This window comes from Rhizobium leguminosarum (assembly GCF_019798305.1).
GTDB lineage: Bacteria > Pseudomonadota > Alphaproteobacteria > Rhizobiales > Rhizobiaceae > Rhizobium > Rhizobium leguminosarum_U.
This window is the reverse complement of sequence record NZ_JAAXDD010000009.1, coordinates 216,190-236,520: the sequence shown is the minus strand read 5'-3', so window position 1 is coordinate 236,520 and position 20,331 is coordinate 216,190. Positions and strand designations below refer to the sequence as shown.

Annotated in this window: 16 protein-coding genes, 1 pseudogene and 1 riboswitch; of the genes and pseudogenes, 6 read left to right on the top strand and 11 right to left on the bottom strand. The window is 61.3% G+C overall.

Features of this window, described 5'->3' with window-relative positions; translation table 11 throughout:
• Nucleotides 1-35: 35 nt before the first annotated feature.
• From HFO99_RS18160 to HFO99_RS18150, 3 genes are all read right to left on the bottom strand, one after another.
• Nucleotides 36-1,874, bottom strand: coding sequence for an ABC transporter ATP-binding protein (locus tag HFO99_RS18160; RefSeq protein ID WP_222362654.1), 1,839 nt, complete (start codon nt 1,872-1,874; stop codon nt 36-38).
• 256 nt (nt 1,875-2,130) lie between these two features.
• Complete coding sequence (locus HFO99_RS18155; RefSeq protein ID WP_222362652.1) at nt 2,131-3,867, bottom strand: pilus assembly protein TadG-related protein; 1,737 nt, start codon at nt 3,865-3,867, stop codon at nt 2,131-2,133.
• Nucleotide 3,868: 1 nt separating this feature from the next.
• Entirely contained in the window at nt 3,869-4,243 is a 375-nt protein-coding gene (locus tag HFO99_RS18150; RefSeq protein ID WP_222362771.1) for a TadE/TadG family type IV pilus assembly protein, read from the bottom strand.
• 406 nt (nt 4,244-4,649) lie between these two features.
• On the opposite strand from HFO99_RS18150, the gene HFO99_RS18145 reads away from it, so the two are divergent.
• A complete protein-coding gene (locus tag HFO99_RS18145) occupies nt 4,650-5,048 on the top strand; it encodes a GFA family protein (RefSeq protein ID WP_222362650.1) in 399 nt (132 codons plus the stop codon).
• An 88-nt stretch (nt 5,049-5,136) separates the two neighbouring features.
• Here the strand turns inward: HFO99_RS18145 and HFO99_RS18140 are convergent, their stop codons facing one another.
• A complete protein-coding gene (locus HFO99_RS18140) occupies nt 5,137-5,667 on the bottom strand; it encodes a DUF1003 domain-containing protein (RefSeq protein ID WP_222362648.1) in 531 nt (176 codons plus the stop codon).
• Between the two features lie 182 nt (nt 5,668-5,849).
• Here HFO99_RS18140 and HFO99_RS18135 point away from each other — a divergent pair, with 182 nt between their 5' ends.
• Nucleotides 5,850-7,529: an NAD+ synthase gene (locus tag HFO99_RS18135; RefSeq protein WP_222362645.1), complete on the top strand. Its 1,680-nt coding sequence runs from the start codon at nt 5,850-5,852 to the stop codon at nt 7,527-7,529.
• Between the two features lie 114 nt (nt 7,530-7,643).
• Nucleotides 7,644-8,471: a TolB family protein gene (locus HFO99_RS18130; protein WP_222362633.1), complete on the top strand. Its 828-nt coding sequence runs from the start codon at nt 7,644-7,646 to the stop codon at nt 8,469-8,471.
• On the opposite strand, the gene HFO99_RS18125 is transcribed toward HFO99_RS18130, so the two are convergent.
• From HFO99_RS18125 to HFO99_RS18110, 4 genes and pseudogenes are all read right to left on the bottom strand, one after another.
• Nucleotides 8,468-9,529, bottom strand: a complete 1,062-nt coding sequence (locus HFO99_RS18125; protein ID WP_222362631.1) for a 3-deoxy-7-phosphoheptulonate synthase — start codon at nt 9,527-9,529, stop codon at nt 8,468-8,470. The two genes, HFO99_RS18130 and HFO99_RS18125, sit on opposite strands and share 4 nt — an antisense overlap.
• A 400-nt stretch (nt 9,530-9,929) precedes the next feature.
• Complete coding sequence (locus HFO99_RS18120) at nt 9,930-10,511, bottom strand: hypothetical protein (RefSeq protein WP_222334980.1); 582 nt, start codon at nt 10,509-10,511, stop codon at nt 9,930-9,932.
• A gap of 60 nt (nt 10,512-10,571) precedes the next feature.
• Nucleotides 10,572-12,446, bottom strand: coding sequence for a methyl-accepting chemotaxis protein (locus HFO99_RS18115; RefSeq protein WP_222362629.1), 1,875 nt, complete (start codon nt 12,444-12,446; stop codon nt 10,572-10,574).
• Between the two features lie 305 nt (nt 12,447-12,751).
• Nucleotides 12,752-13,063 (bottom strand): annotated as a pseudogene (locus HFO99_RS18110) (MFS transporter); the annotation flags it as partial.
• Nucleotides 13,064-13,113: 50 nt separating this feature from the next.
• Nucleotides 13,114-13,302: riboswitch (cobalamin riboswitch) on the top strand.
• A gap of 41 nt (nt 13,303-13,343) precedes the next feature.
• Here HFO99_RS18110 and bluB point away from each other — a divergent pair.
• On the top strand, nt 13,344-14,033 hold the full coding sequence (gene bluB / locus HFO99_RS18105) for a 5,6-dimethylbenzimidazole synthase (RefSeq protein ID WP_222362626.1): 690 nt from the start codon (nt 13,344-13,346) through the stop codon (nt 14,031-14,033).
• A 74-nt stretch (nt 14,034-14,107) separates the two neighbouring features.
• Here bluB and HFO99_RS18100 read toward each other — a convergent pair whose 3' ends face one another.
• Nucleotides 14,108-15,196, bottom strand: coding sequence for a DUF2865 domain-containing protein (locus HFO99_RS18100; protein WP_222362624.1), 1,089 nt, complete (start codon nt 15,194-15,196; stop codon nt 14,108-14,110).
• A 248-nt stretch (nt 15,197-15,444) separates the two neighbouring features.
• On the opposite strand from HFO99_RS18100, the gene HFO99_RS18095 reads away from it, so the two are divergent.
• Nucleotides 15,445-15,978, top strand: coding sequence for a ribonuclease H (locus HFO99_RS18095; protein WP_222362622.1), 534 nt, complete (start codon nt 15,445-15,447; stop codon nt 15,976-15,978).
• Nucleotides 15,979-16,160: 182 nt separating this feature from the next.
• On the opposite strand, the gene HFO99_RS18090 is transcribed toward HFO99_RS18095, so the two are convergent.
• Together HFO99_RS18090 and HFO99_RS18085 are read right to left on the bottom strand one after the other, a co-directional pair.
• On the bottom strand, nt 16,161-18,473 hold the full coding sequence (locus HFO99_RS18090) for an NADP-dependent malic enzyme (RefSeq protein WP_222362620.1): 2,313 nt from the start codon (nt 18,471-18,473) through the stop codon (nt 16,161-16,163).
• Nucleotides 18,474-18,626: 153 nt separating this feature from the next.
• Nucleotides 18,627-19,247, bottom strand: a complete 621-nt coding sequence (locus HFO99_RS18085; RefSeq protein WP_222362618.1) for an NADPH-dependent F420 reductase — start codon at nt 19,245-19,247, stop codon at nt 18,627-18,629.
• A 103-nt stretch (nt 19,248-19,350) separates the two neighbouring features.
• Here HFO99_RS18085 and HFO99_RS18080 point away from each other — a divergent pair, with 103 nt between their 5' ends.
• Entirely contained in the window at nt 19,351-20,238 is an 888-nt protein-coding gene (locus HFO99_RS18080; protein ID WP_222362616.1) for a LysR family transcriptional regulator, read from the top strand.
• Nucleotides 20,239-20,331 lie beyond the last annotated feature (93 nt).

Genomic DNA, 20,331 nt, shown 5'->3' with positions numbered 1-20,331 from the left:
CCGGGCTTTTTTGTTGCGCGGGACGGACCAAGCGCTCAGATGCTGGCCTGGACGCTGTGCAGGTTGGCGTAGACGCCGTCTTGCGCCATCAGCTCGTCATGGGTGCCCTGTTCGACGATGCCATCAGCCGTCAGGACCAGGATGCGGTCGGCGTGGCGGACGGTCGACAGGCGGTGAGCGATGACCAGGGTGGTTCGGCCGTTCGCGAGGCTGAGCAGCGCCTGCTGCACTGCCCGTTCGCTTTCGTTGTCGAGCGCGCTGGTCGCTTCGTCGAAGATCAGAATCTGGGGATTCTTGAGGAAGGCACGGGCAATGGTGAGGCGCTGTCGCTGGCCGCCTGAGAGCTTGACGCCGCGCTGGCCGATATCGGTGTCATAGCCCTGAGGCAGGGCGATGATGAAGTCGTGCGCATTGGCGGCGCGCGCGGCCGCTTCCAGTTCGGCATCGCTGGCCTCCGGCCGACTGTAGCGCAGGTTTTCGGCCACCGTGCCGGCAAAGAGGTAGACATCCTGCTGCACCACGCCGACATGGCGGCGGAGCGAAGCCAGCGTCACGTCACGGATATCGGTGCCATCGATGCGGATCGTGCCAACCTCGACATCGTAGAAACGCGGTATCAGCGCGCAAAGCGTGCTCTTGCCGACCCCCGAAGGACCGACCAAGGCGACGAACTCCCCGGGGGCGATGGTGAGCGAGAGCTGCTCGAGCACCCGCGGACCATCGCCCTCGTAGCCGAAGGCGACGTCGGAAAAACGGATCTCGCCCGTTGGCGCCGGCATCGGATGGGCGGCCGGCCGGTCCGTGATATCGGGGGCGATCTCCAGGATCTCCATGGCCCTGATAAAACCGGTGTAGCCCTCCTGCCAGAGACGCACGAAATTGGCGAGCCGCTGCACCGGATCGACCAGCACGGCGACACAGAGCAGAAAGGTCAGCATATCGGGGACGGTCAGTTCCGCCGTCAGGATGCGCAGGCCACCGATGACGATAACGATTATGGTGATGAGCTGGGCGAAGGTTTCGGCGCCGACCGAAAACCAGGCCTCGCTGCGATAGCCCTCGGCGCGGCTTTGCAGGAAGCGCCGGTTCTGCTCGGCGAAGCGCTCCCTCTCCAGCGCCTCGTTGGCAAAGGACTGGACGACGCGAATACCCGAAAGGGCATCCTCGACGCGCTCGTTGACGGCGGCGATCTGCCGTTTACTGGCTTCGAGCGCGCGGCTCATACGCCGGTTGAAATAGAGCGCATAGGCCACCGCCACCGGGGTGAGCAGCAGGATCAGGGCTGCCAATGGCGGATCGATGAGGAACAGCACCAGCATGGCGCCGCCATATTTGAGCACGGCGATGGAAAGATCCTCGGGGCCGTGGTGAAAGAGCTCGCCCAGCCACAGACTGTCATTGGTGATGCGGCTCATCAGCTGCCCGGTGCGCTGCTGGTCGTAGAAGCTGAATGAGAGCTTCTGGCAGTGCTCGAAGAGTTCCTGCCGCACCGTGGCCTCGATGCGGGCGCCCATCACGTGGCCGCGATAGTCGACGAAGAAGATGGCAACGATCTGGACTGCCAGGACGGCCAACATGACGCCGCCCATCGCAAGGATTTGTGCGAAGGCCTGCGGCGCATCGGGCAGAGCGAGAAGGCGGCTCGTGACGATGTTGGCGCAGAGCGGCAAGGCGACCGCCGTGCCAGCGACCAAGATGGCACAAAGCAGATCCGCCAGCAGTAGAGGCAGATGCGGGCGATAGTAGAAGAGGAATTTGCGCATGCGCGGCCAGCGCCGCTTGCGGTCTGCAGAAGTCGGATGATCGCGTAGGAGGTTTACGAAGGGGTTATGGCGTCGCGAGTTTTTCCTCGCGCGGGAGAACCAGATGTTCATGAAGCTGAATGTCCTTGTGGAGGATGTTTCCTTTCTGTTTGGACAGGTTCGCTCTCATGTCAGTCTCCTGAGGTTGATCGAGAAATTCTAAGTGTTACAGCGTCCTTTGCGCGTCTGAAAAGACGCGCGGCGCTGTAAGTATCGCCGACAACCGCCGCCGATTCAATGCAGCGATGGGATGAGGTTGGCGGGTGTTGTCGACAGGCAACAGATTCCAACTGCAGTTTGGGACAAGGCACGGGCGATGCAAAGGGTCTTATTGCACTAGCACCGATTGCTGACAGCGTACGTCGGTGATGCGCACGTCAGCCTCGCCGATCTTGACACCGAGCAGGGTCAGGAGGTTGAAGAGCAGTTCGTCGAGTGGCTTGGTCAGCCCCGAGAGCATATCGGCGACGGCAGCCTGCACGACGGTTTTCGACAGACCGACGCCGAGTCCGAGCACGCTTACCTGGATATCGGTTTCCTTCATCAGCGACTGCGAGGCCGAAGTCAGCGTATCCTTGGTCGAGACGTTCTTGATGGTCTTGGCGGCGATGTCGGTCGGCTGGAAGGTCAGCTTGCTTTTGCTGAGGTTGCTCAGGTTGACATGCGCCATGCCGGAGACGCTGAGTAGCAACGCGTCGATCATCGTGGCGCGGTTGACGCGTGCCGGGCTGTCGAAATTGACGAAGGCTTTGGGATCGACGTCGCCGAGCGACATTTCGGCGACGCCGGGTACCACGTCGACCCCAACGCTCGCGTTTCTGGCACCGCCGCCGAGACAGGTGATGCTCGCGAGCCTGGCCTCGGCATGGGCGACCTCGAGATAGAGGGGCACCCGTACCTTCAGCCCGGCGAGGGAATTGGCGCCGAGCACCGACACTTCGAGCGCCAGGCGCACCTGTGCGGTGCGGACGGTGGCGCCAGCGGCGCCGATCCCGTTCGAGGCCGCACCCTTCGGCATCTCGCCGATGGCAAGCGTCAGCTTGACCGTGGCAAGCCCGGGCACGGAGCCGCCGAGATTGGCGGCGACCTGCTTCTTCTGGTTCGCCGCAACGGCTGCCGCCGAGACGATATCCATCACGCTCGCCTCGGCTGAAAGGTGGGAGCCGCTACCGATGCCGCGCTCGCCGGTGGGGCCGAGATCGAAGAGATCCTCGAGGTTGATCTTGACCTGCGTCGTGCCGAGCGCCTTTTCGATCGTATTGAGCGCATTGGTGACGGTGGGCGTCAGGCCGCCTGTCTTGCCGAGCGTCTTCAAGAGTCTGGGATAAGAGATGTCAGTCGCCAGCAACTCGTCATAGGTGCCGGCGGTGAGGTTGAGATCGGTCGCCAGCATGTCGAGAAAGGGGAGCAGCTTGATATCGGCTGATGTGAGTGCCTCGTAGTCGGCGATCTTCAGCGAGAGGCTCGTGCCGAGCAGGCTGCCGAGCAGCGAGTTCAGCACGCCGCCATTGAGGCTCGCCAGCCGTGAACCAATCGAGAAGGCTGCAAGCTTGGAGGCCGAGGCGGTGCCGACCGCTCTCAGGTTGGGAGCGGCGGCAAAGGCTGTGGCGAAGATCAGTTCCGCCTTCTGAGAGATGCCGACCTTCACCGCGTCGTAGGGCTGCGTGCCGGCGGCAAAACGGCTGCCGAGCGGCACTGAGGCATCGGCGAGATAGGTGCCGGGGGTGTAGTCGGCGACGGCGTCGAACTGCGTGAGGTCTGATGTCAACGGCTGCGCGCCCTTCTTCGTCGCATAGCCCGTGTCGGTGCGGACGGCGATGTTGAGGCCGTTTTGGCCGAAATTGGCGACGAGGTTGTCGGCGGCGTGGTTGATGTCGGCGGCGGCAACGATAGCGCCGATATCGCTCAGTTGCTGCAGCCGGCGCTGCTGCAGCGTCATCATGCCGTAGTCGACGCCGAGACCGAGCGAATAGAGGATGAGAGGGGCTGAGAGCGCTGCCATGATGGCGATATTGCCTGACGGATTGGTGGCGAGGTACCGCAGGCGGGCGCTGAAGGTGCGCATCTCAAAGCCCTCCCATCCGGATGGTCGCGAAGCGTCGGATCATGTGGTCGGGCAGAGGAAAAGTGTAGAGATTCCAGATCGGCAGGTTGTTGGCGTCGTATTCCGCCGTCACGGTGAACTGGTTGGCATTGCCGGGGTCGGTGGTATCGGTGACGTGCAATTTGGTCTTATCGAGCAGCGGATGGTCGATGGTCGACTGACTGATAAAATCATCGACTAGCTGCGATCGCTCCAGGCTGGTCATGCCAGCAACGGCGGTGCGCGCGGCATCGGCGGTCAGCTGTTGTACCGCGTGGGAAGCGCTCAGATAGATGCCGTAAGCAATCATTGTCAGGACGACAAGGAGGAACAGCGGCGCGACGATCGCGAATTCGATCGCCGCAGCGCCGCGGTTGTCCTAAGAGAAGCGGTGGAGAATACTCATCTTTCACCTCGCAGGCTGACCGCGCTGGATATCGATCAGTGGTTGCGACTGTAGATCAAAGGATATTAATTTGGAATATCTAATAAACGTAATGGATGTACAGGAATGTTATGAAATTTGGTATGTTCCGGAAAATCAAAATCTTTCCGAGGAGTTTTTTTTGCAATGCAACCAAAGGTAAGTTGTAAGGAGATGCACGCATAAGGGGCTTCCGTTTCCCGCGCTGCGCCGATGTTTCGCTGCTACACGCACGCACAAGACCTGCGACCTTCAAGATTTCTGATGGCTCGTTCAGGGAAATGGATTTGACGCCGGAGAAGATCGGCGGCAACGTTTCTTTCAGGAACAGGGGACTGATATGACCGAGCGACATGCAGGCGGCTGCCTTTGCGGCGCCGTGCGATTTTCAACGACGGCGAAGCCTGGACCTGTCGTCGGCTGTCATTGCTCGCAATGCCGCCGGCAGACCGGGCTATACTACGCCGCCGCCGACGTGGCGCGCGCGGCTCTTTCGATCGAGGGCGCTGAGGCGATCCGCTGGTACCGATCGAGCGAGGGCGCGCAGCGCGGCTTCTGTTCGAATTGCGGTTCCGCGCTGTTCTGGCGGCGCGACGGATCGGCGCAGATTTCGGTCATGGCCGGCGCCTTCGATGCACCGAGCGGCCTGGCCTTCGGCTATCATATTTTCTGTGCCGACAAGGCCGATTTCTACGAGATCCCTGATGGCCTTCCGCAATACGCGGTGAATCCACCTTAAAGGGCGTCGGATTCATGTGACGCGCTTTAAGCTTTTATCTGATGCATGTCGTTGTCCCAAAACCGCTGCACACTTTGGGTGACATGCATTAGCTCTTTGCGGCAAGCGCGGCGCTGAGGCGGGCCACGTCCTCGCGCAGCCCCGTCAGCTCGGTCAGTACGTGCATGTCGATCTTCTGGTGCAGGGAGAGTACTTCGAGCTCGGCCTTAAGGTTGACCTCGTAATCCTTGGCGGCCTCGAAGCGGTCGCGCTCGGCCTGGCGGTTCTGCGACATCATGATGATCGGCGCCTGGATGGCGGCAAGCATCGACAGGATCAGGTTCAGGAAGACGAAGGGATAGGGATCGAAGGCGCCGGTCATCAGAATGATGGTGTTGATGACAGTCCAGGCGATGAGGAAAACGAAGAAGGCGATGATGAAGGACCAAGAGCCGCCGATGCGGGCGATGCTGTCGGCGATGCGCTCGCCGAAGGAGGCGTCGGCTGAGAAGGCGGCGTTGACATCCGTGGAGATGATCTTGCGTTCGTGTGCTTTCGCCAGCACGCGCTTTTCGATCTCGCCGAGTTCATCGGCCGGCTTATCGAAATGAAGATGCACGAAATTCGAAAGATTATACATGGCCTGTTTCCGATGCCCGTTATCACTTCGGCGCCAGTATTCCGCTCCGCCGGTAAATTGCAATGCGTATCGGCGCCGCGCGGCGCCATGCGCAATCCGTTCATAAAAATTTCGTCACCGTTAGGCGCCGCTTTTGGCGCCAACATGTTGCGGTCGTGAAAGGTGCAGGCTAAATAAATGACATGACACAGGAAAACGCCCTTTCTGATATCTTCCGCATCGCCATCGGCCAGCTCAATCCGACGGTCGGCGATGTCGCCGGCAATCTTGCCAAGGCGCGCGAGGCGCGTGCCGATGCGGGGCGGGAGGGCGCGCATCTGCTCGTCCTGACCGAGCTTTTCATCTCCGGCTATCCGCCGGAGGATCTGGTGCTGAAACCCGCTTTCATCCGCGCCTGCTGGAAGGCGGTCGAGAGCTTGGCGGCCGATACTGCCGATGGCGGGCCGGGCGTCATCATGGGCTTTCCCCGGCAGGACGAGACCGGCCGCTACAATTCGGTCGCCGTGCTCGACGCCGGCAAGGTGCTCGCGGTGCGTGACAAGATCGACCTGCCGAACTACGGTGAGTTCGATGAGAAGCGCGTCTTCGACCAGGGCGCTATGCCCGGGCCGGTGAATTTCCGCGGCGTGCGCATCGGCATTCCGATCTGCGAGGATATCTGGGGCGATCTCGGCGTCTGCGAGACGCTGGCCGAAAGCGGGGCTGAAATCCTGCTGTCGCCGAACGGTTCGCCCTATTATCGCGGCAAGGTCGATATTCGCCATCAGGTGGTGCTGAAGCAGGTGATCGAGACCGGCCTGCCGTTGATCTATGCCGCCCAGCTCGGCGGCCAGGACGAACTCGTCTTCGACGGGGCAAGCTTCGCCTTCAATGCCGACAAGTCGCTAGCCTTCCAGATGAGCCAGTTCGAGACGGCGCTCGCGGTGACGACATGGAAGCGCGGCGAAAACGGCTGGCATTGCGCTGAAGGGCCGATGGCGCATATCCCTGAAAGCGAGGAGGCCGATTACCGCGCCTGCCTGCTCGGCTTTCGCGACTACGTCAACAAGAACGGCTTCAAAACCGTGGTGCTCGGCCTTTCCGGCGGCATCGACTCGGCGATCTGCGCGGCAATCGCCGTCGATGCGCTCGGCGAGGAGCGGGTGCGCACCGTCATGCTGCCCTACCGCTATACTTCCGAGGATTCGCTGAAGGATGCGGCCGATTGCGCCAAGGCGCTCGGCTGCCGCTACGACATCGTGCCGATCGAACAGCCGGTGACGGGCTTCAGCACTGCGCTCTCCGCTCTCTTCCAGGGTACGGATAGCGGCATCACCGAAGAGAACCTGCAGAGCCGGGCGCGCGGCGTCATCCTGATGGCGATCTCCAACAAGTTTGGTTCGATGGTGGTGACGACGGGCAACAAGTCGGAAATGTCGGTCGGCTACGCCACGCTCTACGGCGACATGAACGGCGGCTTCAATCCGATCAAGGACCTCTACAAGATGCAGGTCTATGCGCTTTCCCGCTGGCGCAACGAAAACGTACCGGCGGGTGCGCTGGGGCCGTCAGGCGAGGTGATCCCGGAGAATATCATCGACAAGGCGCCATCGGCCGAGCTGCGTCCCGACCAGAAGGACCAGGATTCGCTGCCGCCCTATCCCGTGCTCGACGATATTCTCGAATGCCTTGTCGAGAAGGAAATGGCGGTCGAGGAGATCGTCGCGCGTGGCCATGATGTTGCGACCGTCCACCGGGTCGAGCATCTGCTCTATCTCGCCGAATACAAGCGCCGGCAATCGGCGCCGGGTGTTAAGATCACCAAGAAGAATTTTGGCCGCGACCGGCGTTATCCGATCACCAACCGCTTCAGGGATCGCTGACGCAATCGGGATCGCTGACGCAATCGGGATCACTGACGGCGGCAATTCAAAGTGCTCCAGCGTCCTTTACGCGTCTGAACGACGCGCGGCGCTGTAAGATTTTCGGGAGGAAACATGCGCAGCTCGGTCGAGATCTACAATGTCAGGACGGGCAGGGCCCGCGAGGTCTGGCAAACGGACAGGCTGGTGGAGGCGCCGAACTTCTCGCCGGATGGTTCCTACCTGCTGCTGAATGGCGACGGGCTGCTCCATCGCCTGCCGCTCGATGGTGGCGAGGTGGTCAAGGTCGATACCGGCTTTGCCGTCAACTGCAACAATGACCACGGCATTTCGCCCGATGGGACGAAGATTGTCATCTCCGACAAGACCGAATTCGGCAAATCGGCGATTTACACCTTGCCGATCGAAGGCGGCACGCCGCGGCTCGTCACCCAGAACCTGCCATCCTACTGGCATGGCTGGTCGCCGGACGGGCGCCAGCTTGCCTATTGCGGTATCCGCGACGACCTCTTCGATATCTACACTATCTCCGTCGATGGCGGCGCCGAAACGCGGCTGACGCATGGCGAGGGACGCAACGACGGGCCGGACTGGTCGGCGGATGGCCAGTGGATCTATTTCAACTCCAGCCGCACCGGGCTGATGCAGATCTGGCGCATCCATCCCAATGGCACCGAGCTCGAGCAGGTGACCTCGGACAATCAGGGCAATTGGTTCGCCCATCCATCGCCTGCCAATGACAAGGTGCTGATCCTGTCCTATGACCCTTCGGTGTTCGACCATCCGCGCGATCTCGACGTGCGCCTTCGGCTGATGGACATGGACGGCGGCAATCTGAGGACGCTGTTCGAGCTCTTCGGCGGGCAGGGCACGATCAACGTGCCCTGCTGGTCTCCTGACGGCGAAGAGTTCGCCTATGTCCGCTATTTCCCCGCCGACTAAACGCGGGTCCGGCGGCGCTCGCGGGCGGATGTCGCCAGGTCATCCAGCACTGCGACCGACATATCCCAGTCGATGCAGCCGTCGGTGATGGACTGGCCGTAAACCAGCGGCTTGCCGGGAACGAGGTCCTGGCGGCCGGCGACGAGGTTGCTTTCGATCATCATGCCGTTGATGTCGCCGTTTCCGGCGGCAATTTGGGCGGCAACGGATCTGACGACGAGCGGCTGGTTCATCGGGTCCTTGCCGCTATTGGCATGGCTGGCATCGATGAGGATGCGCGGGGCCACGCCGAGCTTGACGGCTTCGCTGGTGACGGCTTCGACATCAGCCGTCTCATAGTTCGGTCGCTTACCGCCGCGCAGGATGATGTGGCAGTCCTCATTGCCTGTCGTCGAGGCGATTGCTGCCTGTCCGTCTTTAGTCACTGCCGGAAAATGATGCGGCTGCGAGGCGGCGAGGATGGCATCCAGCGCGACGCGCACGCCTCCATCGGTGCCGTTCTTGAAGCCGATCGGGCAGGAAAGGCCGGAGGCAAGCTGCCGGTGCACCTGACTTTCGGTCGTGCGCGCGCCGATCGCGCCCCAGCTGACGAGATCAGTGATGTATTGCGGCGTGATCGTGTCGAGGAATTCGCAGCCGGCCGGAAGGCCCATGGCATTGATATCGAGCAGCAGGCGTCTCGCAATCCTCAACCCTTCCTCGATCCGGTAGCTGCCGTCGAGATGCGGGTCGTTCATCAGGCCCTTCCACCCGACGGTCGTGCGGGGCTTTTCGAAGTAGACGCGCATGACGATCTCGAGATCGCCGGCGAAGCGGCGGCGCTGTTCCGCCAGCCGTTTGGCATATTCCCTGGCGGCAACGGGGTCATGGATGGAGCAGGGGCCGATGACGACGAGCAGGCGATCGTCTTCGCCCCGGAGAATCTTATGGATCGCATCACGGTTGCTGGTCACGGTGTCGGTGACAGCAGCATTGCGGTGAATTTCCGCGATGATATCGGCGGGTTTGGTCAGCGGGGTGATTTCGACGATGCGCAGATCGTCAATGGTATCAGACACGGTATGGCTCCTGTTTGGTCATACCGGCGGAACAAAAAAGCCGCCAGGTAGACTAGCGGCTGTTCGGGTTGTCGTCGCGTCGAATTCAGTTACGCATGGACCCGCATCCGCTGAGAGTAGCGGTACCAATAAAATCGCGAGGCGTAGATTGATGTGATCGACATGAGGCGTATGTAGTGTCACGGCCACGCGTTGTCACGCAGAATTTTCTGCTTGAAAATCCGGCGTTCCCGGAGATGGCAACGGCTTCTGCGGAAGGGACATCCCCGGCGAGGCAAGAAGCGCGTCGCACTCGATCTCGTGCATGCGACGCGCTCAAAGCTTTATTTAAACCTGTCGCCCTAAAGATGCTTCCGGCCGACGGTCATTCGCACTGTTCTAGAAAACTGAGTTCCTGAGATCACAGGGCGTCGACGTTCACGCCGACGGTGATGGCGCCGATTGGTGTTCCCTTGTCGTCTGATATCGTGACGCTTGCCTGCGACTGCAGTGTCTGGGTCGACTCATCCTTTTCGATCTCATCGACGAAGACAGCGTCCTTGCCGGCTCCGAAAGACTTCTGGAACTTGCCCTCATCGCCCTGCCAGTAATCCGATGTGGTGTCGCTTTGACCGACATTCAGGCCTTTTGTATCCATGACGAAGATTTCCGTGATCTTGCCGCCGGAAGCCTCCTTCTTTCCCTGAAGGAATTTCGACAGGGCATTGTTGAGCACGCCATCGATCATTGAGTGGTCTGAGCCATCGACTTCGGCACGCCACTTCTTGTCAAGGGCGTCGACATCAGCAGCACTGAGATTGGCGTTGGCAGCGTTCTGCACCTTGATAGCCTCGATGATGGCGGGGTCGCTAAGCCAGGGCTTTACATCGCTTGTCACGTAGTCGGAGATCGGGGCAAGCTTGGCATCCTGTGCCATGGATACGCCGATCGGCATGGCAAATGCGGTGCAGGCCAAAAGAAATGCGGGCACGATTTTCTTCATAAGCGTTTCCTTCCTGATTATAGGTTGCTGAGAACTAAGGTTTATCGGATGCAGACGACGTCAGAACTCCTCCCAGGCACCGGGAGCAGCGGCAACGGCGGCGCTACCTGCATGACGTTGCGTGAAGGCTCTGGGCTCGGGACGAGCTTGGCGGGCGGCTTGAACGGGTTTGGGCTGGCTGGCGGTAGACGCACCAACTACGAACCTACCGGCCGAGTCCTGCAGCAGGCGTCCTTGCGACAGCAGTTCGTGGCAAGCCGCGTTGGTTTCCTCGACCATTGCCGCGTTCTGCTGTGTCGTCTGATCCATCTGGTTGATCGCGCTGTTGATTTCCTGCAGGCCCGTCGCCTGTTCGCGATAGGATTGGACGATGGAAGCGATGCTATCGCTGATGCGGTTGATCTGCTCTTCAATCTTCAGCAGGGCGTCACCGGTTTCGTTCACCAGCCCGACGCCCGCGGCAACTTCCTGGCCGGATACGTTGATCAGGTTCTTGATTTCCTTTGCGGCATTTGCCGACCGCTGGGCGAGTTCACGCACTTCCTGCGCGACGACCGCAAAACCCTTGCCGGCCTCGCCGGCGCGCGCCGCCTCGACACCGGCGTTCAGCGCCAGCAGGTTCGTCTGGAAGGCGATTTCGTCGATGACGCCGATAATGCGGCCGATCTGGCTTGACGAGGTTTGAATCCGGTCCATCGCGCCGATTGCATCGCGCACCACCGTCGCCGAGACATGGGCGCTCCGCTTTGTCTCCTCGACCAACTGCCCGGCATTTTCAGCCCGTTGCGACGATGTTCTGACCGTGTTGGTCACCTCATCCAGTGCCGCAGCGGTCTGTTCCAATGCTGCTGCCTGTTGCTCGGTCCGCCTGGCGAGTTGATCCGCGGAGACCGCCAGTTCGCTGGAGCCGGTTTCAACCGCCACGGAAGCGGTCTTGATCTCTGTCAGAGCGGCCGCGACCGCATCGACCATTTTGTTGAAATCCTGACGCAATTTATCAAATTCCGGACCGACATTGGCCAGGTGTATCGAGAAGTCGCCGGCGGCGAGCCCTTCCAATGCATTTGCGAGAGCGTTCATGACCAGCCGTTGCGTGTTGCTGGCCTCTTCGGTCAGCAATGCGTTGCGCGCCCGTTCGGCGCCGAGCGAAGCGCTCTGCTCGGCAGCGGCCTGCTCTCTCTCGACCTTCGCAATCGCCTCGTGACGGAAAACTTCCAATGCACGCGCCAGAAAGCCGATCTCGTCGCCATTTTCCCTGTAGGTGACGGGAGAGACCAGATCGCCTTTCTGCAACGCGCTGATTCGTTCGCTGATCACCCTGATGGGCCGGCCGACCAGGCTGCGCATAGCGAGAAGGAAGGCAACGACGGCCATGGCGGTGATCGCGGACTGCGTGAGCAGCGAAATGAGAACTTTCCGCCTGACTTCGGAAGCGATTTTTTCGACGGACCAGTTCGTGACGATGTAGCCGGTGGCCTTGCCCGATTTATCCAGCGGGAGCGGCGCGATGATCGTCACGACGCCGGCAGATATTCTACCGTCATCGATGGTCGTCTTTTCCGGTTTCGCGCTGAGGCTCTTCGCCAGATCGGCTGGTGCAGGCAAACCACTGACGCCATCGCGCGCCCACGTATCGACGGCGGCAGGTTCGGCGTTGAATGCGGCAAACTGCACAAGATCGAGTGAGGGGTCGTCGCGGTAGAGCGAATAAGCCTCTCGAACGGCGTTCGCCTTCCCCCATTTCACGCCGCCCGCTGCCAGAGATGCAAATTGCTCGGCATCCTTGGACCAGTTCGCCTTGGCGCCATCGATCAAGGCCCTGGTTTCGTACATCCAGGTATAGGTGGCGAAAGCGGAAATACCGCAGAGGTTCACGGCAACGATAATCGCCGCCAGCTTGGCGGTCAGAGGCATCGTTTTCAAAAATTGGAACATTCCGCGGCGGCCTAGAATTGCGGCTCAGTCGGACATGTTCCCGACTGGCGTATCAATACGGGCATCGACGCTGACGGTCACATCACGAGCCCTCATGCCCATGTCCTGATAGCAACCCAAAACGCGCAAACGCAGTGTGTATTTGATATGTGAATAAATCATAAAGTAGAATGGGGTGCTGGCGTACACGCGGGTCGTTTCACCCTGGCGCCTGCCGGCGCCAACCCCAGCGAACCGGCGGGTACTGCCGTATCGCGCTGGACGGTGGAGGAATGCTTCCATCGCGCAAGGCAGATCTGTTTCGATCAGCTATTTTCCGCCACGACCTCTTCAGGCTCGATGCGACGGCGCTTGCGGCCACGCGCCGTCAGTTCCGCGCCGGCATCGCGCGGCGGGCGCAGGATGGTGATACAGGCCAGTGCCGAAATCGCCGAGACGCTGAAGAAGGCGAGGTGGAAATCCGAGACCAGCAGCCTGCCGTCGTGAAAGCTGCTCGAAATTTCGAGGAAGCCGCCGGCGATCGCCACACCCATCGCCATGGAGATACGCTAGGCAACGGCATTGATCGCGGTCGCCTGGCTGCTGTCGGCGTCATCGACATCGCCGAAGGCCAATGCAGCGTGTCGGCGGCGGCGTGCGGGCCGCCTTGCCGCCGCCGCGCTTTCCTGAAATAGATGTGCCGTCAGGTGCCCGCCGGTAAGGCGGGAGAATCGGGAATCCGGTGCAAAGCCGGAACGTGCCCAACGCTGTAAGGCCGACGTTTGCCGCTTCATCACGCCACTGGCTTCTTGCCGGGAAGGCTGCGGCAGACGGATGACGCCCAGTCAGAAGACCGGCCTGGCTAGATAGACCGATCCGCGCGGACGGCGGGGCGGTTGCGTTGTTGGGGATTTGACGATGCGACCCTTTGATGAGGATGCCCTTTCGGCGGCGTCCGGTTTTTCCTTGGCCGAACGCGAGGCCGTCTATCATGCGATCATGACGCGGCGCGACGTTCGCGGCCAGTTCCTGCCCGATCCCTTGCCAGACGATGTTGTGGAGCGTCTGTTGACGGCCGCCCATCACGCGCCGTCGGTTGGTTTCATGCAGCCGTGGAATTTCATTCTGGTGAAAAGCCCGATTATGCGGGCGCGCGTCCGGGATGCCTTTGCCAGCGCCAACGAGGAGGCGGCGCTGATGTTCGAAGGCGAACGGCGGCAGGCCTACCGCTCGCTCAAGCTCGAAGGCATTGTCGAGGCGCCGCTCGGGATCTGCGTGACCTGCGATCCCACGCGCAGCGGCAGCGTGGTGCTGGGGCGTACGCACAATCCGAGGATGGATAGCTATTCCACAGTCTGCGCCATCCAGAACCTCTGGCTTGCGGCGCGGGCGGAAGGGGTCGGCATCGGCTGGGTCAGCATCTTTCATGAAGGCGACCTGAAGAGCATTCTCGGCATACCCGAGCATATCGAGGTGGTCGCCTGGCTCTGTGCCGGTTTCGTCGATCGGCTCTATGACGAGCCGGAACTCTCCGTCAAAGGTTGGCGGCAGCGGCTGCCGCTCGATGAACTGATCTTTCATGATGGATGGGGACGAAACGAGCCGTAAATAAAGTGCGTCGCATCGAAGATGCATGTCGCAGTCCCAAAACCGCCGCGCGGTTTTGGGTGGCTTGATTGATATCACTGCTGCTGTGGCTGCGGGCCCGGCGTTGCCGGATTGGCGAGGTCGATCGAGCCCTGGTCGCCGGCCAGAAACTGCGGGCCGACCTGACGGACGCGGTTCTGCGTGGGATCGTAGGGGCGCTCGGGAACGGATGGTTGCGGCGCGGCGGCATCCTTTACCGGCGGATTGGTGCGGATGGTGGTGATCGAGCCCTGCTGCGGCGGTTCGCTCACCGCCTGCTTGCCGCGCATCTCCTCATAGTAAGCGGTGAGATTGCAGGCGCAGGAGGACTTTTCCCCGGGCGTGCGGTTCTTGTAGGCAAAGGCATTTTTCATGGCGCTGTAGGGCGTGCCGGTTGCGACCGAGATCATGTTCGAGGCTTCGGTGCTCGTCACGTCACGATAAAACAGTTCGGTCTCGATGCCCGGGCACATCTTGGCGCAGGTCTGGGCGTCGCGGCCGAAATCGACCGACGTGGCGTTCGAGCTGATCGGGAAGAAGCCGCCGTCGCAACTGCGCACGCACATGGTGCTGACCGGAGAGAGCATCTCGGCCCGCGGCACGCCGTAACGCGGATCGACCTCGTCACCGCCGCCGAGCGGAATGAAGGTATCGGTGCGCATCGCCTGTTCCTCAATGCTCGGAGCCGGTTCGTCGGCGCTGCGATCGCTCGGGGCATAGAAGTTTTCGCTGTTGCAGCCATTACGGTCGAGAGCGGCAATGAGTTCGCGGCGCGCGCCGTCATTGCCGTCGGTCTGGTTGCGCAGCTCGTCACGGCGATCCTGGAGATAGCGGATATTGTCGATCATCCGGGCTTCGGCGTGCGCGAGTTCGCCGCAATAATCGGCATTCTCGCCGCCGATGACGACCAAGCTGCCCGAGGTGCAGCCATTGCTGCGCAGCTCGTTGCGGACCTTGCGCAGCTCGAGGTTCTGCTCGGCCATGGCGCTGGCGTATTGGCGCGCTTCCGGACCATTGCCGTTACCGATCGATCTCGGCAGGTCGGCGAGGCGGCCACGCAGATCCTCACAGATAGCAATGGTCTGCGCGGCAGCGGGTGCTGCGAAGACAAGGAAGAGGGCAAGAGACAGGTTTCGGCGTTTCACGGCGTCGTCCCGAAATGAGCAAAGAATCGATCGGTCGTTTGCGGCCCCGATCGCCGCGGGTTTCTCTTAGTGTATTTCTCTTAATAAGCTGGGCTAAATTCCTAGCGTATTTTCGCGATTTTATCCAGCGGACCGCTAGAGACCCAGTGTTCGATTATGAAGACGCTACCGATGGTAATCAACGAGGCCAAGTACTCCACTCCAATCTCCTCGGTCGCTGGGAACGTACTCATATCCGGACGTCGAAAATGACAGGTATTGCCAACGAACTCCGCTCCCCCGTAACGACAGTCGGGATACCCGAAGCTCAACACGGCCTCCATGTCTTCGTGGACGGTTGTTATGAACCCGGTTCTGGGCACGGAGGCTGGGCATTCGTCGTTAATCGCGATGCAGCGGAAATCGCGTCCGGCTTTGGTGGCGCGGAAGATTCCGCCAATAATTCGATGGAAGTGATGGCCGTCCTCAAGGCTGTGGTCTGGATCAACAGCGAGGCAAGCGGCGAGCCCGCGACAATCTGGTCCGATTCCGTCTACGCCATCAAAGGCTGCAACAGCCGGCGACATATCTGGAAAAACAACGGCTGGAAGAAAAGCAACCCGAATGGCAATGCCCGAAACCGAACGATCGCCAATGTGGAACTCTGGAAAGCAGTCGATCTTCGACTATCCCAGAACGTTCTGGTGACCATTGCCTGGTGCAAGGGCCATGCCGGCATTGCCGGTAACGAGCGCGCGGATGCGCTTGCGGATAGAGGATGCCTGTCGTTACGGGGCGCCTGATATGGCATCAGAACATATGTCGGAGCGGCTTCGATGGCCGCTCGTACCAAAGGATTTTATCCGAGGCCCCGTGCCCTGATATCTGCTGCAAATCAACCGGCTGCAGATGCCCGGGACAAGCCAGGGCAAGCCCGAGCATGACGAAAGAGGCGTTGCCGGCTTTGTCGGCGGTCTCAGCCGGCTCAGGCGGGTTGCGATGCCTCGACGACGGCGAGTGCCGCCATATTGACGACGCCGCGGGAGGTGACCGAGGGGGCGAGAATGTGGGCGGGCAGGGCAGTGCCGAGCAGGATCGGGCCGACATGCAGGCCGTCGGTCATCGACTTCACGACGCCGAGGGTGATGTTGGCGGCATCGAGGTTCGGGAAGACCAGGAGGTTCGCCTCGTCGTGCAGGGTCGTGTCCGGCATGACGCGCTTGCGTAGTGCCTCGGTGATGGCGCTTTCACCGTGCATCTCGCCGTCGACCTCAAGGTCGGGCGCGGCGTCGCGCACGAGCTGCAGGGCGTTGCGCATCTTCGTGGCGCTTTCGGATTCACGCGAGCCGAAATTGGAATGCGAGACCAGCGCGGCGCGCGGCGTGAGGCCGAAACGGCGGATTTCCTCGGCCGCCAGCACCGTCGCCTCGGCGACCTCCTCGGCGGTCGGATTGAAGGTCACATAGGTGTCGGTGAAGAAGGTGGCGCCGCGCTGCGAGATCATCAGGCTGAGGGCGGAGAAATCGCGGACATTCTTGCGCTTGCCGATGATTTGGCGGACATCGCGCAGGTGCTTCTCGTAGCGGCCTTCGAGGCCGCAAATCAGCGCATCGGCCTCTCCACGCCTGAGCGCCAGCGCGCCGATTACGGTGGTGTTGGTGCGCACGATCGTGCGGGCAGCTTCCGGGATGACGCCGCGGCGGCCGACGAGGGAGAAATAGAGATCGACATATTCGCGGAAGCGTGGATCGTCTTCCGGATTGATGACCTCGAAATCCTGCAGCGGGCGGATGCGCAGTCCGTAGCGCTTGAGGCGCGTCTCGATGACTTGCGGGCGGCCGATCAGGATCGGTTCGGCAAGGCCTTCCTCGAGCAGCACCTGGGCGGCGCGCAGCACGCGCTCGTCCTCGCCTTCGGAAAAGATGACTCGCTTGCGCTCGGCGGCCTTGGCCGCGGTGAAGATCGGCTTCATGACGAAGCCGGAGCGGAAGACGAAGCGGTTCAGCTGGTCGAGATAGGCGTCGAAATCCTGGATCGGGCGGCGCGCGACGCCGCTCTGTTCTGCGGCCTTGGCAACGGCAGGCGCGATGCGCAGGATAAGGCGCGGATCGAAGGGCGACGGGATCAGGTAATCGGGGCCGAAGACCGGCGTCTCGCCGGAATAGGCGCGCGCGGCAACATCGGACGGCTCTTCGCGGGCAAGGGCTGCGATGGCGCGCACCGCCGCCATCTTCATTTCCTCGTTGATCGTCTCGGCGCCGCAATCGAGCGCGCCGCGGAAGATATAGGGAAAGCAGAGGACGTTGTTGACCTGGTTGGCGAAATCCGAACGGCCGGTGCAGATCATTGCGTCGGGGCGGGCGGCACGGGCGAGATCGGGCATGATCTCCGGCGTCGGATTGGCGAGCGCCATGATCAGCGGTTTGTCGGCCATCTGCGCCAGCAGTTCCGGCTTCAGTACGCCGGCGGCGGAAAGGCCCAGGAAGACGTCGGCGCCGCCGATATTTTCGGCAAGCGTGCGCGTCTCGCTCTTCTGGGCGTAGATGGATTTCCATTCGTCCATCAGCTCGACCCGGCCCTCATAGACGAGGCCTTCGAGATCGTGGACCCAGATGTTTTCGCGCTTCGCCCCGAGAATGACCAGCAGGTTGAGGCAGGCAAGGGCGGCAGCACCGGCGCCGGAGGCAACGATCTTGATGTCGGCGATATCCTTGCCGGCGAGTTCCAGCCCGTTCAGGATCGCGGCGGCAACGATGATCGCCGTGCCGTGCTGGTCGTCGTGGAAGACCGGGATTTTCATCTTCTCGCGCAGGCGCCGCTCGACCTCGAAACATTCCGGCGCCTTGATGTCCTCAAGGTTGATGCCGCCGAAAGTCGGCTCCAGCGAGGCGATGGTCGAAACCATCTGGTCGACGGCTGCCGCGTCGATCTCGATGTCGAAGACGTCGATGCCGGCGAATTTCTTGAAGAGCACGGCCTTGCCCTCCATGACGGGCTTGGAGGCAAGCGGGCCGATATTGCCGAGGCCAAGCACGGCGGTGCCGTTGGAGATGACGGCGACGAGATTGGCGCGCGAGGTATATTCGGCCGCCATTTCGGGATTGTCGCGGATGGCAAGGCAAGGGGCGGCAACGCCCGGAGAATAGGCGAGCGCCAGGTCGCGTTGGTTGCCGAGCGGCTTGGTCGCCTGGATTTCCAGCTTGCCGGGGCGGGGATAGCGGTGGAAGAAAAGCGCCTGCTCGTCGAGATCGCCGCTCGTCAGGTTCTTTTCCGTCTTCGATTTTTCCAGGTGATCCATCGCCGCCTCCGTGCACGTCTTTTGAGCTCCCTCCATACATCAATCGGCTACGGGCGACAGTATGGAAATGGCGGAGTTGGCGAGTTTTTGTCCGGGCAACAAAAACATCCCGCCCTCACGGCGGGATGTCGGTCTGCTGATCGATGAGAGACCTCAGGCGGCGATGTTGATCCAGGCCGGGGCGATGGCGGTTCCCCGGCCAAGGCCGTAGCCGAGGCGGATATTGAGCATGCCCAGCGGTTCCAGGAGCTTGGCAGCGTCGAGGCCTCCGGTCTTTTCGACGGCAAATCCTGCGTCCACGACCAGTCTGGAAACCTTTTCCACCGCGTCTTCGTCATTTCCGGCGACAAAAACCGGCACCTTGGCCGTGGCATCGCGGGACGCGTTGAAGAGTTCGGCGAAGATGGTGTTGAAAGCTTTGACCACCTTGGCGCCGGTCGCGGCATTCTGGATTTTGTCGGCGGCGGAGGTCTCGTGGCCAAAGAGCAGACCGGAGAAATCAGGCTTCAGGGGATTGCTGATGTCGACGACGATCTTGCCAGAGAGTGACGGCGAGGCGGCAATCTCGAGGGCGCTGGCATAGGGAACGGCGAGGATGACGATACCCGCGGCGGCGATCGCCTCTACAATGGTGGCGCTTTCAACACCGAGGCTTTCGGCAAGGCTGCGCGCGGCCTGCTCGTTGCGTCCCGCAACGATCAGGTCCGTCTTCCCGGCAAGCCGCGTGGCCAGGCCCTTGCCCATGTTTCCGATGCCGATAATTGCAGTCTTCATCATTCTGTCTCCTGTTTGCGATGCGATGGTCACAGGGATACATCCGAAATATTCCGTCGTTAATTGCGTTGATTCCGATAATAGAATTGCATAAAAGTATCGAATGCCCGATCTCTTGAACTTGCAGACCCTCATTGCCGCGGCGACAGCGGGAAGCTTTGCCGGCGCGGCGAAACGGCTCGGCATTTCGCCTGCCATTGTCGGCAGGCGTATTCAGGCGCTGGAGCAGGAGTATGGGGTCAAGCTGATCGAACGCACGACGCGTACGCAGCGGCTGACCGAGGTCGGGTCCCGCTTCCTGGTCAAGGCAAACAGAATCATCGATGAGCTGGAGGAACTCAACGAGATCTCTCGCCCCGACGCCGAGGCCATGTCGGGACGCCTGCGTCTAAGCGCTCCGACGACATTGGGAATCAAGCGGCTTGCACCTGTGATGGCCGAACTCGCGGAGCGGCATCCAGCACTTTCGGTCGAGCTCAATCTCAGCGACCGCAATGTCGACTTGGTGGCCGAAGGGTATGATCTGGCGATCCGCATCGGCGAATTGAAGCCCTCGTCGCTTATCGCGCGGCGCGTCGGCAGCTATCATTTCGTCTGCTGCGCCTCTCCAACCTATCTCGATAGATTTGCCGTGCCGGAGAGGCCTGAGGATCTTCGCCTCGGCCGCTGCATCCTCAACCTCAATCTCGTTCCCCGCGACGAATGGCCGTTCGTGACAAAGGGCGGGGAGAGTTTCACGGTCGGGGTTCGCGGCAACATCGAGATCGACAATGGAGAGGCGCTGCGGACGGCGGCGCTTGCCGGGGCAGGCATCATCTACGTCCCGGTGGATCTCGTGGCGGAAGACATAACGAATGGCCGGCTTGTGGAGGTGCTTGCCGGCTGGCGGAAACTGGTGCTGCCGATCCACGGCATCCATCCGTCACGCCGGTTCGTGCCCGGCAGGATTGGCGCGGTCATTGATGCCATTGCTCGGGGGCTGCGGGATTAGCGGTTGTTCCGCCGCTTGCGGGATTGCCGCCGTAGGCGTCGATTTCCCATGAAAATTCAATAGGAAGTCGCTTCCTTTCCTTGCTGCCGCCGA